Annotated in this window: 16 protein-coding genes; 11 read left to right on the forward strand and 5 right to left on the reverse strand. The window is 67.6% G+C overall.

Features of this window, described 5'->3' with window-relative positions:
- Positions 1–8: 8 nt before the first annotated feature.
- Together HALRU_RS11380 and gdhB are read right to left on the reverse strand one after the other, a co-directional pair.
- Positions 9–563 carry an HD domain-containing protein gene (locus HALRU_RS11380; protein ID WP_015301533.1) on the reverse strand — a complete coding sequence of 185 codons (555 nt, stop codon included), beginning with the start codon at positions 561–563 and terminating at the stop codon, positions 9–11.
- A gap of 356 nt (positions 564–919) precedes the next feature.
- A complete protein-coding gene (gdhB, locus tag HALRU_RS11385; RefSeq protein WP_015301534.1) occupies positions 920–2,215 on the reverse strand; it encodes a glutamate dehydrogenase GdhB in 1,296 nt (431 codons plus the stop codon).
- A gap of 145 nt (positions 2,216–2,360) precedes the next feature.
- On the opposite strand from gdhB, the gene HALRU_RS11390 reads away from it, so the two are divergent.
- On the forward strand, positions 2,361–2,744 hold the full coding sequence (locus tag HALRU_RS11390) for a DUF5789 family protein (RefSeq protein ID WP_015301535.1): 384 nt from the start codon (positions 2,361–2,363) through the stop codon (positions 2,742–2,744).
- A gap of 11 nt (positions 2,745–2,755) precedes the next feature.
- Here HALRU_RS11390 and HALRU_RS11395 read toward each other — a convergent pair whose 3' ends face one another.
- The 3 genes from HALRU_RS11395 to HALRU_RS11405 all read right to left on the reverse strand — a co-directional run bounded on the left by HALRU_RS11395 (position 2,756) and on the right by HALRU_RS11405 (position 6,589).
- Positions 2,756–3,511: a hypothetical protein gene (locus HALRU_RS11395; RefSeq protein WP_015301536.1), complete on the reverse strand. Its 756-nt coding sequence runs from the start codon at positions 3,509–3,511 to the stop codon at positions 2,756–2,758.
- 70 nt (positions 3,512–3,581) lie between these two features.
- Positions 3,582–4,034, reverse strand: a complete 453-nt coding sequence (locus tag HALRU_RS11400) for a hypothetical protein (RefSeq protein WP_015301537.1) — start codon at positions 4,032–4,034, stop codon at positions 3,582–3,584.
- On the reverse strand, positions 4,031–6,589 hold the full coding sequence (locus tag HALRU_RS11405) for a penicillin acylase family protein (protein ID WP_015301538.1): 2,559 nt from the start codon (positions 6,587–6,589) through the stop codon (positions 4,031–4,033). Before HALRU_RS11405 ends, HALRU_RS11400 begins: the two co-directional genes overlap by 4 nt.
- A 175-nt stretch (positions 6,590–6,764) precedes the next feature.
- On the opposite strand from HALRU_RS11405, the gene HALRU_RS11410 reads away from it, so the two are divergent.
- The 10 genes from HALRU_RS11410 to HALRU_RS11455 all read left to right on the forward strand — a co-directional run bounded on the left by HALRU_RS11410 (position 6,765) and on the right by HALRU_RS11455 (position 16,321).
- Entirely contained in the window at positions 6,765–7,376 is a 612-nt protein-coding gene (locus tag HALRU_RS11410) for a translation initiation factor IF-2 subunit beta (protein ID WP_015301539.1), read from the forward strand.
- Between the two features lie 118 nt (positions 7,377–7,494).
- A complete protein-coding gene (locus HALRU_RS11415) occupies positions 7,495–8,667 on the forward strand; it encodes a citrate/2-methylcitrate synthase (protein WP_015301540.1) in 1,173 nt (390 codons plus the stop codon).
- 151 nt (positions 8,668–8,818) lie between these two features.
- Positions 8,819–10,024 (forward strand): M24 family metallopeptidase, encoded by a 1,206-nt coding sequence (locus HALRU_RS11420; protein ID WP_015301541.1) that lies wholly within the window; start codon positions 8,819–8,821, stop codon positions 10,022–10,024.
- Between the two features lie 171 nt (positions 10,025–10,195).
- Positions 10,196–10,822, forward strand: coding sequence for an HAD family hydrolase (locus tag HALRU_RS11425; RefSeq protein ID WP_015301542.1), 627 nt, complete (start codon positions 10,196–10,198; stop codon positions 10,820–10,822).
- 34 nt (positions 10,823–10,856) lie between these two features.
- Entirely contained in the window at positions 10,857–11,879 is a 1,023-nt protein-coding gene (gene cbiB, locus HALRU_RS11430; protein ID WP_015301543.1) for an adenosylcobinamide-phosphate synthase CbiB, read from the forward strand.
- Positions 11,876–12,712, forward strand: a complete 837-nt coding sequence (gene cobS / locus HALRU_RS11435) for an adenosylcobinamide-GDP ribazoletransferase (RefSeq protein ID WP_015301544.1) — start codon at positions 11,876–11,878, stop codon at positions 12,710–12,712. Before cbiB ends, cobS begins: the two co-directional genes overlap by 4 nt.
- Positions 12,697–13,368: an NTP transferase domain-containing protein gene (locus HALRU_RS11440; RefSeq protein WP_449271805.1), complete on the forward strand. Its 672-nt coding sequence runs from the start codon at positions 12,697–12,699 to the stop codon at positions 13,366–13,368. The genes cobS and HALRU_RS11440 overlap by 16 nt, the downstream gene beginning before the upstream one ends.
- Before the next feature lie 109 nt (positions 13,369–13,477).
- A complete protein-coding gene (gene cobT / locus HALRU_RS11445; RefSeq protein WP_015301546.1) occupies positions 13,478–14,524 on the forward strand; it encodes a nicotinate mononucleotide-dependent phosphoribosyltransferase CobT in 1,047 nt (348 codons plus the stop codon).
- A gap of 2 nt (positions 14,525–14,526) precedes the next feature.
- The gene (locus HALRU_RS11450) at positions 14,527–15,546 is read left to right on the forward strand and encodes a threonine-phosphate decarboxylase (RefSeq protein WP_015301547.1); all 1,020 of its coding nucleotides are present in this window, start codon (positions 14,527–14,529) and stop codon (positions 15,544–15,546) included.
- A complete protein-coding gene (locus tag HALRU_RS11455; RefSeq protein WP_015301548.1) occupies positions 15,539–16,321 on the forward strand; it encodes an adenosylcobinamide amidohydrolase in 783 nt (260 codons plus the stop codon). The genes HALRU_RS11450 and HALRU_RS11455 overlap by 8 nt, the downstream gene beginning before the upstream one ends.
- The last annotated feature ends 46 nt before the right edge of the window (positions 16,322–16,367 follow it).

The raw sequence follows: 16,367 nt of genomic DNA on the forward strand, positions 1-16,367 counted from the left end.
AACGAAGCTCAAACGTCGGTTTCGGCGTTTTTCGTTACTCGTTCCTTCACAACAGGGAACTTGTCATTGAGCTCCTGATAGATGTCTTCGTCCCCGATATAGGGTTCAGATTGGTCGATAAAATACGCCATCTTTTCGAGCAGATTCTGTTGCAGTTCCTCGGAATCTCCCAGACCGTAGTAAGCACTGTTATCCAAAATATCCGCAGCCTTGACTGCCACCGCGCTTCTCCCCACCGCAAAGCATCTTCGATAAATATCGTAGTGTCTTTCGAGATAGTCGTCGATATTCTCGTCGAAACTCGTTGCTTCCACGATATTTGCAACGTCAGTCCCGAACTTCGACTGAATCTCGTCGAACGTCACAGCTGTATCCTCTAACAGGTCGTGAAGGAGACCAGCGATGACGATGTGCGTTTCATACTCTCTGTCGTAAAGATTCATTCCCACCCGGATACTGTGGAGGACCACCGGTTTTGGGTTATCGCCCGAGGATTCGAACGAATGCACTAGATAGTGAATTGCTTGCTCGATCTCCTCATCGTTTGCTAGATCCCTCATCATTATGACTAGAGAACGGACGCGGTATCAAGTTCTTTTTGACACGAACTGCCTGAGATCCCGGCGCTGACCCTCCTGACGACCTCGGGTTCACTCATTTGTCCACGGAAGAGTCGCAAACCTATCTACCGGCAATTGCAACAGCGAAACATCAAGTAAATGTGTTTTGGTAGCCAACACTACTTGTTCCCGAGTTCCGCGCCGGACCGTCCGGCCTGTACGGAGACGTAGGTCAAATAGCATCCTCGCGAACGCAGTGAGCGAGGTTCTCCGGCGGCGAAGCCGCCGGCCTTTTCATCGAAGTTTTTGTGCGAGCGGTTCGCCGCAGGCGAACCCGACGCACAAAAAGTTCGTTGGTCCTATGGCCACACGCCGCGGAACTCGTGGGCGGCGGCGATGCGCTTGAGCGCGACGACGTAGGCGGCGTCGCGCCAGGTGAGGTCCTTGTCCTCGACCTCGTCCTTGACGTCGGCCCAGGCCGAGAGCATCTCGGTTTCGAGTTCTTCGTTGACGCGTTCGAGCGACCAGGCACGGCGGTTGATGTCCTGGAGCCACTCGAAGTAGCTGACGGTGACGCCGCCGGCGTTGGCGAGGATGTCGGGGATGACGGGGATGTCGCGGTCGTCGAAGATGGCGGCGGCCGCGAAGGTGGTCGGGCCGTTCGCGCCTTCGACGATCATGTCCGCGCTGACGTCGTCCGCGTTCTCCTCGGTGAGGACGTTGCCGATTGCGGCGGGGATGAGGACGTCGACGTCAAGTTCGAGCAGTTCCTCGTTCGGGATCTTCTCGCCGACGCCGGTCGCGGCGGTGACGGCCTCGGGCTCTTCGTCGTGAGAGGGGATCTTGTCGACGTCGATGCCGTCGGCGTCGTATCGGGCGCCGTTGACGTCGCTGACGGCGACGATGTTGGCGTCCCACTCGTAGAGCAGGCGGGCGGCGTTCGCGCCGACGCTGCCGAAGCCTTGCACGGCGACGGTCGTCTCGGAGAGGTCGTAGTCGTAGTACTCGCAGGCCTCGCGAGTGACGATGGCGACGCTGCGGCCGGGTGCTTCCTCGCGGCCCTCGCTGCCGCCGATCGCGGGCGGCTTGCCGGTGACGACGCCCGGGATGGTCTCGTCTTCCTGCATGCTGTAGGCGTCCATCAGCCAGGCCATCGTCTGCGGGTCGGTGCCCATGTCGGGCGCCGGGATGTCCTTCGTCGGACCGATCGCCGAGCGGATCTCCTGGGTGAACCGGCGGGTCAGCCGTTCCTTCTCCTTGCTACTCAGGTCCTTGGGATCGACGACGACGCCACCTTTGGCGCCACCGAAGGGCAGGTCCATGACGGCGCACTTCCAGGTCATCCACATCGCGAGGCCGGCACACTCGTCGCGGCTGACCTCCGGGTGGTAGCGCAGGCCGCCCTTGTACGGCCCGCGAACGCTGTCGTGCTGGGCGCGGAAGCCGGTCAGGACTTCGACACTGCCGTCGTCGCGCCGGAGCGGGAGCGAGACCTCGTGGATCTTGCGCGGCCGCTTGAGGCGCTCGACGACGTTCGGGTCGATGTCGACGTGTTCCGTCGCGCGAGCGAGCTGGTGTTTCGCGTTCTCGAGAGCCGATTCCGGCTCGTCTGCGTCGGAAGCGTCGCCCGCTTCCTCGGCAACATTTGCGGACATTGCATTGCCGTTTCGTCTCCGAGGGTTTCGTAGTTCCGATCCGATCGTCAGCGAGCGTCGTGGTACCACGACCCACTCGACGGGCAGCGGCGACCCCGGCCGATGCAAGCCCACGCCCTTCCCGTCGGACCGGCGGAGTCGGGCCATGGCACACGAAGAGCCCGACGTCGACCGTGCACAGGACCGGATCAGCGAACGGAAAGCGGAGCGGGCCGAAGCGACGGAGTCGATCCTCGCGGACGTCGAACGACGGCTGGGTGAACTCGAGTACCCGGTCACGGGTGAAGAACTCTCACAGGAGTACGCGCTAGGCGAGATGGATCTGCCGAACGAGACCGAATCGCTCGGGAGCGCGCTCGACAGGCTGGTGAACGAGGAGTTCTCGTCCGCCGACGAAGCCCGCGAAGCGATCTACGGGGAGATAACGGGCGAGGCGGGAAATCGCGACGAGGCGAACGCCGGACGTGATCTCGAGCGACTCGACGAACAGGCAGACAGGTCGATCACCGAGGGGACCGATCAGCGCTGAGTCGCGGCCGGTCAGAGACTTACGAGGATAGCGCCGTATATCCCGGCGCCGACGGCGAACGCCCAGAACCGGCTGTCTCGCGTCCGCGGCAGTTCGTTCTTGATCGCGTTGAAGACGATTCCGCCCGTCAGCAGCGAGAGCGCGACCGTATAGACGCCGGGATCGAAGACGACCACGGCCCCGATCAGCGCGCCCAGCGCGACGGCGGCCGCCAGCACGAATCGGCCGTAACGAGCGTACAGGTGCGGGTGATGTTCGTGCATGGCCTGGTCGTTGCCGAAGAGGTGCAACGCCATCGCGATCGTAAAGAGGAACACACTCTCCGCACCGGTTTCCCCGCGGACGATGGCGTAGCCGATGACCGCGTTGTAGATCGAGAAGCCGCCGACGTGAGCGGCGAAGACGGTCGCCCCTGGCGGTGAATCGCCACGGTCACGCGAGGTGGTTCCGGCCGTCGACGCGAGTCGTTCCAGCCCGTAGAACAGCGAGAGGCCGACGAAGGCGACCAGATAGATGTGCTCCGAGACGAGCGTGACCCCCAGCAGATCCAGGCCCTCGATCGTCTCCCGTCGGTGATCGATCTCGGGAAAGAGGTGAACGAACGCGTAGACGATCGAGACGCCGCCAGCCAGCGAGAGGAGGCCGTGTCGCCGTCGCTCGATCGCCTCGGGGAACTGATGGGGAAGCAGATGTGCTAGCGCGACGGTCAGCACGAACAGTCCGGCGAGGACTGACCCGGGGTCGGCCGAGGGGACGACCACGACCATACACGGAGTACGACTGCCTCCCTGTTGTCACTTCGCCCGGTGCCTGCGCTCTCCGTCGGAGGCCAGTTCGTCAGACCACGCCCCTGACGAGTGCGCCGAACGTGGGCAGACCGAGCGCCGCACCGATCGTAAGGAAGATCGGCGGCGTCATCGCGAGTGTCTGGCCGAGCGACCCGGCGACCGTCACGGCGAAGACGGCGAGGACGACGACACCGAAACCGAGGCCCGCGAGGAGGGCCCGACGGAACGTTCGAGCGACGAATCCGACCAGCATTCCGCCGAAAAGCAAGCCGAGCCAGTGGAACCAGGCCAGGCCGAGACCGACGACGACCGCGACGACGATCGCGACGCGATGTGGGCCGGGCTGGGTCCGGACGCGAAAGACGGCGCCACGGACCCGGTCGACAGCGCCACGCTGGTCATCGGACGGTTCGCCACCCGCTCGAGACTCGACGTCGTCGCCCGGGCGTCGATCACCGTCGTCTCCCGACGAACTGGTGGCATCGAGTTCCTCGCTCGTCATCGGGAATCACCCTCGAAGGTCACCTTCGTCTCACCCACGGGTTCGAGCGTGAGCGGCCGGTACTCGCCGGCGATCCACTCCTCGAACTGGTCGTCGTAGTGGTCGGAGGAGTAATCGCCCGAATTGCCGCCAGGCAAGATCGTCCGGGCCTCGCCGCCGGGGTGTGCCAGGAGACGCGTACTCGATCCGACGGCAGAGTCCACTCGATAGTTGTTGATCGTCGCGCGCGAGCCGCCGATCGGGTGCTCGTCGTAGTTCAGGAACGCCGCCTGGCCGCCGAACGGGTGTTCGATCGCGGCCGTGGTGTTGTAGTCGCCGTAGGTCTCCCACTCGGCCCCGTCGAGTTCCGAGAGCGTCGCCTCCAGCGCCCCGATCAGTGTGGCCGTCCGCGACATCGACTCGAACAGTGGGCTGTCGGCCGGGAGCGTGGCGACGGCCCAGTCCGACGGGTAGTCGGAGTCGTCGAGTCCGGCGTCTTCGAAGCGCGGTTCGCAGACGGTCTCGACGAGGTTGTCCATCCACCGGGCGAAGACGAGCGCCGCCTCCGAGTCCGGGACCATCTCGTGGTCCCAGTCGGCAAGCAGGTCACTCGCCTCGACGATACGTCGATCGCCCTCCTGCGCGACCCGGTCGACGGCGGCGACGAGTTCTGGAACCAGCTGGGCGGCCCGGGGATCGACACGATCGGTCTGGACGGCCGCGTGATCGTCGAGCGTCGTCGTGCCGTCCGCCGTTAGCTCGTCGAGTCGGTCGTAGATACGACCGCCGCGGTAGGGTGCGGCGTAGGCCGTGCCGACGTAGTGGGTCGGATCGTCGGCGACGCGCTGATTCGCCGTGGCGAGGCGGTCAGGGTCGATCGCGTGTGGCTTCTCGTCGAACGGGACGAACCCTTCCCAGGTGGCCTCGCCGTACGGTTCGTAGCCCGCCCACTCCGCCTCGCCCGCCGAGCCGTCGAAGACCCGGTCGCCGCGGACGGGATCGCCATCGATCGTCCGTCGGGGAAGTTGCCCCGTCGTGTAGTAGCAGGTCCGCCCGTCGGCGTCCGCGTAGACGAAGTTCTGCGTCGGCTCGTCGAACTTCTCGAGGGAGTCGAGGACGTCGTCGAAACCCTCGCTCCGGCCGATCTCGTAGATCGACTGGGAGGTGCGGGTGGCGGTGAGGCCGGTCCAGGCGACGCCGACGTGTTCGCCCTCGCGTTCGAGGAAGGGGCCGTGGACGGTCTTGCGAACGGTGACGGTGCGGTCCTCGCCGTCCGCGACGGCGATCTCGTGTTCTTCGGTATCGAACTCGCGCCACTCGCCCTGATAGCGGTAGCGACTGCCGTCCTCGTCGAGTTCGTACCGGTAACAGTCGAGGACGTCCGCACCGACGTTGGTGAAGCCCCAGGCACCGTCCTCGTTCGCGCCGATGATCACGAACGGGACGCCCGGGAACGTCACGCCGCGGACGTTCGTCTCCGACGTGACGACGTGCTGTTCGTACCAGATCGGCGGCGTCATCAGCGAGAGGTGCGGGTCGTTGGCGACGATGGGTGTTCCGGAGTCGGTGTACTCGCCGGAGACGACCCAACTGTTCGATCCCACGCCCGGCGGGGATTCGAACTGTGCGAGCCAGTCGACGAGTTCGTCCGACCCGCTCGCCGGTTCGTCGCTGGTTGAAAAGTTCGTCTCGCTCGTCGAACCGGTACCATCAGACTGGCCCGGCTCGCTCGTCGAACTGTCGCCACCCGACGGGCCCGTTCCGCTCGTCTGATCGGCGTTCGGCTGGGCCGCAGACCCCGTCCGGAGCCGACGCGAAGCCGGTTCGGACGGTCTCGCAGTGTTGCCATCAACCCCGCCGACGTCACCGAGGGCGTCGTCTCCGGGACGGAGCACGGGGACGTCGTGGTCGTACGTGGTCGGGTAGAGGTCGGTCACGATCTCCGCACCGAGGGCGTCGGTGAGGCGCTCGCGTCGGAGCGCGTCGAAGTTCCCCGTCAGGGTCCAGGCGATCTGCTTCTCCAGGAGAATCGTGTCCACCGGCGTCCAGGGGGCCGGCTCGTGGCCGAGTATCTGAAACTCGATCGGGAGTTCCTCGTTCTCGATTGCGGCGTTCACCCCGTCGGCGAACGCCCGGACGAGTGGCGCGTGGCTCGTCTCCGCCAGGCTATCCCAGGTCGCCTCCGCCGCACCGACGAAGTCCATCTTGACATGGAACTCGTCGCTCTCGACGGTCGCCTCGCCGGCGATTTCGGAGAGCTGGCCGCGCATCTGGCGGCGCTGGATGTCGAGCTGAAAGAGTCGGTCGAACCCCTGGACGTAGCCGACCGCGAAGTAGGCCGCCCGTTCGTCTTCGGCCTCGACGTGTGGGATCCCCACGTCGTCCCGTTTGATCGTCGCCGATCCGTACGGGTTCGTGGCCTCGCCCGAGACGTCGCGATCGACGCCGTCCCAGGTGTCGCCCGACAGTGGGGCAAACTTCTCGAGTAGTGACCCCACGTCCGAGGCTGCCAGTCCCACCGTGCCAGCACCGAGCACGGTCGCGAGCAGCGCCCGTCGTGTGGTGTTTTCGCTCACACCTCACACTCGAACGGAGTCCCCTTAAGTGTCAGCGTCGGAGGCGACCACGGCCGGTGCCGTCGAAGAGGTCTGTTCGATCGACGATGGGGCTATCGGCGCGGACGGCCGAGACTCCGGAACCGGCAGGAGTGATAGCAGAACGGCTTTACGTCGCGGTCTACTCGTTTCGCCCATGGATTACGAATCGAGTCTCGACCGCGCGATGGAGAACGTTCCCGACATCGGCGGCGACGACGAACGTCTCGACATTCCGGACGCCGAGCCCCAGAAGGACGGTGCCTTCACGCGGTTTACGAACATGAGCGAGATCGCCGACGTGCTCGGCCGAGAGCCGGAACATCTCCACCGGTTCATCCAGCGCGAACTCGGGACCAGCGGCAAGTTCGAAGACGGCCGCGGCCGATACAACGGCAACTTCTCCCAGACGGATCTGGACGCGGTCGTCGACGCCTACGTCGACGAGTACGTCCTCTGTTCGGAGTGTGGCCTGCCCGACACCCGCCTGGTTCGCGAGGATCGCACACCCATGCTTCGCTGTGACGCCTGCGGAGCCTTCCGACCGGTCACCAAGCGCTCGCAGAGCCAGTCCCAGCAGCAAGACCGAGACGAGGTCGAGGAGGGCCAGACCTACACCGTCGAGATCACCGGCACCGGCCGCAAGGGCGACGGTGTGGCCGAGAAGGGCAACTACACGATCTTCGTCCCCGGCGCCGACGAGGGCGACGTCGTCGAGATCTACATCGAGAACATCTCCGGCAACCTCGCCTTCTCCCGGAAAGCCTGAACGCGCGTCCAGCTTCGCGGATAGCGGATGTACATTTTTCGACGGACGGTATCCAGTTCCGACCGTCCGGGTTTCCTGAATCAGCACTATCAAGGGCACCTCCCGCGTTGGATAGCTCATGGACGAGACAGTGCACAAGGGCCTCGACGGCGTGGTCGCAGACGAGACGCGACTGAGCGCGATCGACGGCGACGCTGGCGTGTTGACGATCGGCGGCTTCGCTCTCGACGAACTCGCAGGCAACGCCACGTTCGAGGAGACCCTCTTTGTGCTGTACGAGGATCGACTCCCGACGACGGACGAACTCGCAGATTTCAGGGCCGAACTCGCCGAGTATCGGGCGCTCGCCCCGGCGACGAGATCGGTCGTCGAGGCGGCTGCCGAGCGCGGCCAGTCAGCCATGGACGCCGCCCGGATGGGCCTCGCGAGCGCGTCGCTCGCCCGGCCAGCGTCAGAGGCAGGCGACGTGAACGGCGAAACAGCGGCGGAAGACCCGGAGCGAGACGCGCTGATCGCCGTCGCCCAGCTGCCGACGATCGTCGCTACCTACTGGCGCGCACGCGAGGGCGAGGAACTCGTCGAGCCCAGAACCGACCTCTCGCACGCGGGTAACTACCTCTACATGCTCACGGGCGAGGAGCCGACCGACAGCGAGGTCCGGGGACTGGAAACCTACCTCAACGCGGTCGTCGACCACGGGTTCAACGCCTCGACGTTCACGGGCCGGGTCATCGCCTCGACGGAATCGGACGTGCTCTCGGCGGTCACCGGTGCCGTCGGCGCGCTGAAGGGGCCGCTCCACGGCGGCGCGCCCGGCCCAGTCCTCGACATGCTGGAGGAGACCCACGCCGCGGACGACGTCCGCTCGGTGCTGGCAGCCAAACTCGACGCCGGCGAACGGCTGATGGGCTTCGGTCACCGGGTGTACAACGTCCGCGATCCGCGGGCGGCGGTCCTCTCGGAGGGCGCCGAAGCGTTCTACCGGGCCGAGGACGGGGGTGACGAGGCGTTCTACGAGTCGGCCGTCGAGACCGAAACCGTCGCGCGGGACCTGCTCTCCGACCGGCGGCCCGACCTCGATCTGGAGACCAACGTCGAGTTCTACACCGCGATCATCCTGCGTGGCGTCGGCATCCCGCAACCGCTCTTTAGCGCGACGTTCGCCGTCGCCCGCGTCGGCGGCTGGACCGCCCACGCGCTCGAACAGCTGGCCGACAACCGTATCGTCCGCCCCCGCTCGGCCTACGTCGGCGAATACGACCGAACGTGGACGCCGATCGACGAGCGCTGAACGGGTCGACCGAATGCGAGTGCGGTGCCACGTCGTCACGTTCGGAGCCCGGTGCCGGTGTTGCCACGTACACGGGCCGAAGCCGCTGTTGCCAGGCTCGCAGGTCGCCGCCTCCTGAACCCTTTTGCCCGTCTACGCTATCTGGTCACACATGGCAACACGTCTCCCGGACGGCGAGTACGACGATCGGCTCGCACAGGTTCGCGATCGGATTAGGGCGTCCGACGCCGACGCTGGCGTCTGGTTCGGCGCGACGAGCATCGAGTACCTGACCGGCTTCGATCACATCCAGACGGAGCGCCCCGTCTGTCTCGTCGTCACGCCCGAGACCGCGGAGATCACCGTCCCGCGCCTGGAGGTCGAACGCGTCGAACCCAACCCCCGGATCGACGCCGTCCACCACTACCACGACTACCCGGGTGGGCGCCCGATCGCCGTCGCGGCGGAGATGCTCGCCGGACTCGGGGTCGAGACCGTCGTGGCCGACACCGACGGCGCACCCGGGACGATGGGCTACGAGGGGCCCGCCCTCTCAGAGTTCGTCGCGGTCGACGACCAGGCGTGGGTGTCCCGCATGCGCTGGGAGAAGTCCGACGCCGAACTCGATCTGATTCGCGAGTCGGCCCGCTGGGGGAACCTGGCCCACCGCTACCTCGCCGACTACACGGCGGTCGGCGCCCACCCGATCACTGTGAGCCAGCGCGCCTCGATGGAGGCCTCGCGAGCGATGCTCGACACTCTCGGCGAGGAGTACGTCGCCCGGACGCGCGGCTCCGGCCCGGCCTTCGCGGGCTACATCACCGGCCCGCAGACCCGATTGCCCCACGGCCACACCGCCAACCGTCGACTGCAGGCGGGCGACGTGCTCGTCACCGGCGCGGCGGCGAACGTCGACGGCTATCACTCCGAACTCGAGCGGACGATGTTCCTCGGTGAACCCACCGACGAGCAGCGCCACTACTTCGAACTCATGGTCGAGATGCAAGACGTCGCGATCGACGCGCTCGGTCCGGGCGTCCCCATCGCCGACGTTGACGAGGCGGTCCGCGACTACGTCGACGAACAGGGTGTCACCGACCTGTACCAGCACCACGTCGGTCACAACATCGGCATGGGCGGACACGAACCGCCGTACGTCGATCAGGGATGGGGTGATCACTGCGAGGACGACGCCACGAGTTACGACGACGAAGACGCCATCATGCAGCCCGGCCACGTCTGGACGATCGAACCCGGCCTCTACACCGACGAGTACGGCTACCGCCACTCCGACACCATCGCCATCACCGAAGACGGCGTCGAGTGGCTCACCTACTTCCCCCGCGACCTCGAGGGGAACGTCGTTCCGATCTCGTGAGGCCGACTTCTCGTCACCGACCGACAACTCGCTGACGGTGAACACCGGACGTCGCCGACGACGAAGTGCGCCGACCGGCAACGCTCCGACGGCTACCACCGGGCATTCCCGACGGCGGTTCCCGGCAGCCGGACCGATCGATTCAAGTGAACTTGGATTACCCACACTGACATGGCAGTCTCTTTCGACTGCTTCGGCACACTCGTGACCGCCGACCGGCCGACCGACCCGGCCGCAGCCGTCGCGACCGAACTCGCGGCGAGAGGGGTGGCCGTTCCGACCGACTGGGCGGAGGCCTACCGCGAGCGCCACGTTCCAGCACCCGAACACGCAGAAGTCCCCCTCCCGGCCCACGTCGGGGCCGCACTGGCGAGTCGCGACGTCGAGTGGGACGGAAACGCCGTCAGGCGAGCCGTCGTCGCGGCGTTCGACCCCGTTGTCGAGACGCGACGCGGCGCGGTCGAAGCGGTCGACGCTGCCGGCGAGCGCGGCCCGGTCGCGATCTGTTCGAACTGCGCCGTCCCGGAACTCGTCTCGAAGACGCTGCTGCGCTCCGAGATCGATCGATCGGCCTTCGACGCGATCGTGACCAGCACCGGCTGTGGCTTTCGCAAGCCGGCGCCGCAGATATTCACGGCGACGGCCGACGCGCTGGCCGTCGACGCGGCCACGCTGGTCCACGTGGGCGACGACCCGACGACCGACGGTGGCGTCACCGACGTCGGTGGCACGGCAATCCTGCTGGCGGAGACGCCGCTCCCGGCCGTTCCGGATCGACTCGACGAGGTGGACGCGTGAGTACTCGTCTGCAGCCGCTGCACCGGTGGTGTCCGTGACCACGACTCCCATCGCCCTCGTCGCCTTCGCCGTCAGCCTCGATCTGCTCGTCGGCGAGCCACGCACGCGCTGGCATCCCGTCGCCTGGTTCGGGACGGTCGTCGGCTTCGTCGATCGGGACTGGGAGCTCGACACGAGCGACGAGCGCTGGCTCGGAGTGGGGGTCGCCCTCGTGTTCCCGGCGGCCGTTGCGGGGCTCGTCGGTGGACTGGTCGTCCTCGCCGGCTTCGTTCACCCCACCGTCGGGGCGCTGCTCGCCGGCGTCGTCCTCTACCTGACGACGAGTCTTCGGTCCCTGCTGGAACTGACCGAAGTCGTCGTCGAGGAGAGCGAGTCGGACCCGGAAACGGCTCGGCGGACCGTCCGCGGGCTCGCCGGCCGCGACGCGAGTACGCTCTCGCCGGCACAGCTTCGCAGCGCCGCGATCGAGAGCGCCGCCGAGAACCTGGCTGACGGGTTCGTCGCGACGCTCGCCCCGTTCGTCCTCCTGGCCCCGGTCTCGCTCCCGGCCGCGGCCGCCGCCGCGACCTGGGTCAAGGCCGTGAACACGCTCGACTCGATGCTCGGCTATCCCGACAAGCCCATCGGCACCGCGAGCGCCAGACTCGACGACGTCGTCATGTGGCTCCCGGCACGCCTGACAGCCGGCTCCCTCGCACTCGCCGCCGGACGACCGCGAGCGCTCGCCACTGCCCGTCAGTGGGTTCGAACGCCGCCGTCGCCGAACTCGGGCTGGCCGATGGCCGTGGCGGCCGTCGTCCTGTCCGTTCGCCTCGAAAAGCCGGACGTGTACGCGCTGAACCCGGACGGACGGGAACCGACAGGCGCCGACGGCGACCGAGCTGTTAGGCTGGTCGGCGTCGGAGCAGTCGTCGCGCTCTTGGTGCTCGTCGTCGCGACGATCGCGCTCGACGCGGGCGTCGTCGGTGCCACGGGCGTCTCGAGCGTCCCGGGTGTCGCAGACGTCGCGGCGATCACGGACCAGCATCATTCGCCCGCCGCGGAGGGATCACCGTGAGCTGGACGTGGGTTCGTGCGCTGCGGGCCGGGGTCGCCTTCCTGACGCGGATTCCGACCGGCGGAAGCACGGCTTCGGACTGGGATGCGTTCGCGCGAACGCCCGCCGCGTTTCCGGTCGTCGGCGTCTGCATCGGCGTGCTCGCCGCGCTCCCCCTGCTCGCCATCGACCGCGCCCCGGCGCCGACCGTCGCCCTGGGCTACCTCCTCGTGATCTACCTGGTGACGGGGATCAACCATCTCGACGGCGTCGCCGACCTCGGTGACGCCGCGGTCGTCCACGGCGATCGAGGGCACCGCCGCGAGGTCCTGAAAGATACGACGACGGGTGTCGGAGCCATCCTCGCCGTCTGTCTCGTCGTCGCCGGACTCGCCCTCGGCGGACTCGCACTGACGACACTCCCGATCGGGCTCGCCGTCACAGTCGCGATCACGGCCGAACTCGGCGCCAAACTCGGCATGGCCACCGTCGCCGGCCTCGGGACGGCGAGCCACGACGGGTTCGGATCCAAGTTCACGCGGAACGCCACGCCCCGCTCGCTCGGTGGCCCGTTTGTTCTCGCGGTTCTGGCCGTGGGTGCCATCACGGTCGCCGTCGACGCGGCACTACCGGCCATCGACGAGCCACTCGCGATCGGGACCATTCAGTTCGTCGGCGCCCCCCTGCTCGTCGGCACCGGCACCATCTGTGGCGCGCTCGCGGGGACGGCGATCCCCTGGCTGTGGGCACGGCGAAACCTGGGCGGTGTGAGTGGCGACGTCTTCGGGGCGGCGAACGAGGTCGGCCGCGTCGTCGGGGTTCACGCGGGGGTGATCGCGTGGACGCTCTGGTGATGTGCGGCGGGGAGGGGAGTCGCCTCGATACCGACGCGGAAAAACCGCTGTCCCCGATCGCCGGTGAGTCGATGGTCGATCGCGTCCGTCAGGCGCTCGCCGCCAGCCGGATCGAGACGACCTACGCCGTCGTCTCGCCGAACGCCCCGGAGACGCGCTCGCACCTCGCCGAAGCCGGAACGGCACTGATCGAGACGCCCGGAGCGGGCTACGTCCCGGACCTCGCCACCGCACTCGACGACTCGCGGGTCGAGCCGCCGATCCTGACGGTGACTGCAGATCTGGCGCTGCTAACCGCCGAGCTCGTCGACGACGTGTGTCGAGCCTACCGCGCCCGTGTTCGAACACGAGCGGGCGATGCAGCCGACTCGTCGCCGGACGACGCATCCTGCTACCCCTCGATGACGGTCTGTGTCCCCCGAGCGCTGAAACGGCACCTCGGCGTGTCCGCAGAGGAGGCCGCCGTCGTCGACGGCTTCGTCCCGACCGGCCTCAACGTCGTTGGCGCCGAATCTGCAACCGACGACGGTCGAACAGGGACTACCGGGCCACCGAGACCGCTCGTCCACGTCCTCCGGAGCGCCGGGGCGGCGATCAACGTGAACCGGCTCGACGACGTCCGAATCGCACACCGACACCGAGGAGACCACCGATGACAGGACCAATCTGGCGAATCCACACGATCGACGAAGCGAACGGGCAAACAGTGCAGGAAGCACGGGTGAACGAAGATGCGAGGCGCCGGACCGACTCCGAGGTGGGTCGATGCGACTGATTCTCGCGGCTGGAACGACCGAGACGGCGCTCGTCGATGGCATCAGCGCAGCCGGAGCGACGCCGGAACTCATGGCACACACGCCGCCTGGAGACGCCGAGCTCCTCGTCTACGGCGAACCGGTTCGCTCGCCGGTCACGCCGATCTCGCCGACCGGCTGTGTGACCCCGGCGGCCGTCACCCGCGCCGTCCGCGAAGTCAGGGCGTTTCCCGTGACCACCATCGACGCCGGATTGGCGGCCCCGACGGCCGCCCCGACGGTCACGCTCGACGCGAAACCGGGAGCGGACATCAGGGCCGAACGGGCCGTCCCGGACGCCGACGGGCTCTTCGAACGCGCCCGCTCGTTCGGTGCGTCGCTCCCGGACGACGCGATCACGATCGGCGAGACGATCCCCGGCGGCACCACGACCGCACTCGGGGTGCTGACCGCCCTCGGCGAGCGAGTTGGGGTCTCGTCCTCGCTGCCGGCGAACCCGATGGAGCGAAAACGATCGATCGTCCGCGACGGCCTCCAAGCCAGCGGGATCGAGGCCGGCGAGTGCGAGAACGCGCCGCTCGCGGCGATCGAGGCCGTCGGCGACCCGGTACAGGCGACGGTTGCTGGCGTCGCCGCCGGCGCACTCGAGACGGGGATCGACGTCACACTGGCCGGCGGCACGCAACAGCTCGCGATCGCGGCCGTCCTCCGCCACGCCGGTGTGACTGACCCGCTCACGGTGGCCACGACGTCCTTCATCGCCGCCGATCGCGGCGAGGATATAGAACGCGCGGCCGATCGATTCGACTGCGAACTCACCGTCACCGATCCCGGGTTCGACGAACGCGACCACGTGACGATGAACCGCTACTGCGCCGGTGAAGTGAAGGAAGGCGTCGCGATGGGTGGGGCACTCTCACTCGTTCCGGCCGGCGAACTGGCCGCCGTTCGCGACCGATTCGCCACCATCTGTGACAGACTCGGCGTCGACGAGTTTCTGGACGAGGCAGGACCGGAATCGCCACCGGATCCAGGCGTCTCGTCGGAGGGGCGATAACGGTGGACGCAGAAGCCGTCCGCGACACCGATCGCGTCCCCCACGGCGGCGAATCGGATTCGTCCGTGCTCGACTGTAGCGCGAACGTCGTTCCCGAGCCGCCCGAGGGCGTCGAGGCCGTCTATCGGGACGCGCTGGCGGCGGCCGGCCGGTATCCAGACGACGCGTATCCGACCTTCCGCGAAGCTGCCGGCGCGTCCGTCGGCTGCGATCCAGCGCACGTCGTCCCGACGGCCGGCGGGCTGGCCGCGATTCGACTCGCAATCGGGCTCACCGTCGATCCCGGTGACGAGGTACTGGTTCCGTTCCCGAGCTTCGGCGAGTACGCCCGCGAGGTACGCCTGCAGGGAGGGGACCCGCGATTCGTGCCACACGACGAATTGCTGGCAGTCGACCCCAGCGGCTGTGCGCTCGCGATCGTCTGTACTCCCAACAATCCGACCGGAGAGCTCACGGATCCAGACGCATTGGCCGCGTTCGCCGATCGCTGCGAGGCAACCGGAACGACGCTGCTCGTCGACGAGGCGTTTCTCGGGTTCACGGAAGCCACATCGATGGCGGTCCGGGAACGCGAGAACGTGATCGTCGCCCGTTCGTTGACCAAGCTGTTCGGGCTCCCGGGTCTGCGCGCCGGCTTCGCCGTCGCTTCCGGCCCACTCGGCGAGGCGCTCGAACGGGCACGACCGGCCTGGAGCCTCGGGACGCCGGCCGCGCGAGTCGGCGCCCACTGCCTGCGAGACGAGGAATTCGTCCGAGAGACGCGGTCGCGCGTCCGGCGGGAACGAATGCGCCTCCGGGACGGCCTCGCTGCCGCCGGCTTCGCGGTGGCGCCCTCGGACGCACCATTCGTCCTCGTCGACTGCGCAGGTCGCGACGTCGACGCCGTCCTCGAACGCGCTCGCGACGCGGGGATCGCCCTCCGCGACGCGCGGACGTTCCGGGGACTCGACTCGCACGTCCGCATCGCCGTCCGCGATCGAGGGACGACCGACCGGGTGCTCGAGGTGCTCGGCGATGGATGAGTCGGTCGCCGCGGACGACGCACCGTCCGGGAAGCGATCCATCGCGGCTGCGACTCGTGCGGACGGCGTCCTCCAGGTTCGTCGACCCGGAACCGAGTGGCTCCACACCGGCTGGCACGGCGGCCTGACGGTCGCCGACGCGGCCTACAACGTCACCGTTCCCGAGGGCTGGGCTCCGTCCGACATCGGGACGGACGTCGACGAGCGACTCGCCACGGCGTCGTTCACCGACGAGGGGCCCGTCCTGCTGACCGGCGTCGAGATGAGTCACGTGCGCGGAGCGAACTGTGGGCCGGTCACCGCCTACGCCACAGTCGGCATCTCGAATCCGGCCGTCCTGCCAGCCGACCCGGCGGGCGGATCGCTCCCATCAGCCTCGGTCGGTGATGACGAGGAATCGACGACGACCGGGACGGCCAACCTCGTCGTTGTGACCGACCGATCGCTCGCGGCCGGCGCACTCGCGAACCTCGTCGCCGTCGCCGCAGAGGCCAAAACTGCCACGTTGCTCGCCGAAACCGGCTTCCCCGGCACGACGAGCGACGCGATCACCGTCGGTCACGATCCGACCGGGGAGACCGCCAGATACTCCGGCAGTGCGACCCGCGTCGGGGCAGCGACTCGCGCGTGTGTCCGCGAGGCCGTGACGGCGTCGCTGCACAGCCGGTACGAGGACGGGGACGCCGACCGTCCCCAGTGCCTCGCCGACGCGGCGTACGGCGTCTCGACCGACGTTCGGGCCGACGTCTTCGCCGTTCCGTCCGATCGGCGGTAACCCGCCCGCAGGCAGGTACTTTCACTTTCACTCCGCTCGGGTCGCT

The sequence above is a fragment of the Halovivax ruber XH-70 genome (assembly GCF_000328525.1).
Taxonomy (GTDB): Archaea; Halobacteriota; Halobacteria; order Halobacteriales; family Natrialbaceae; genus Halovivax; species Halovivax ruber.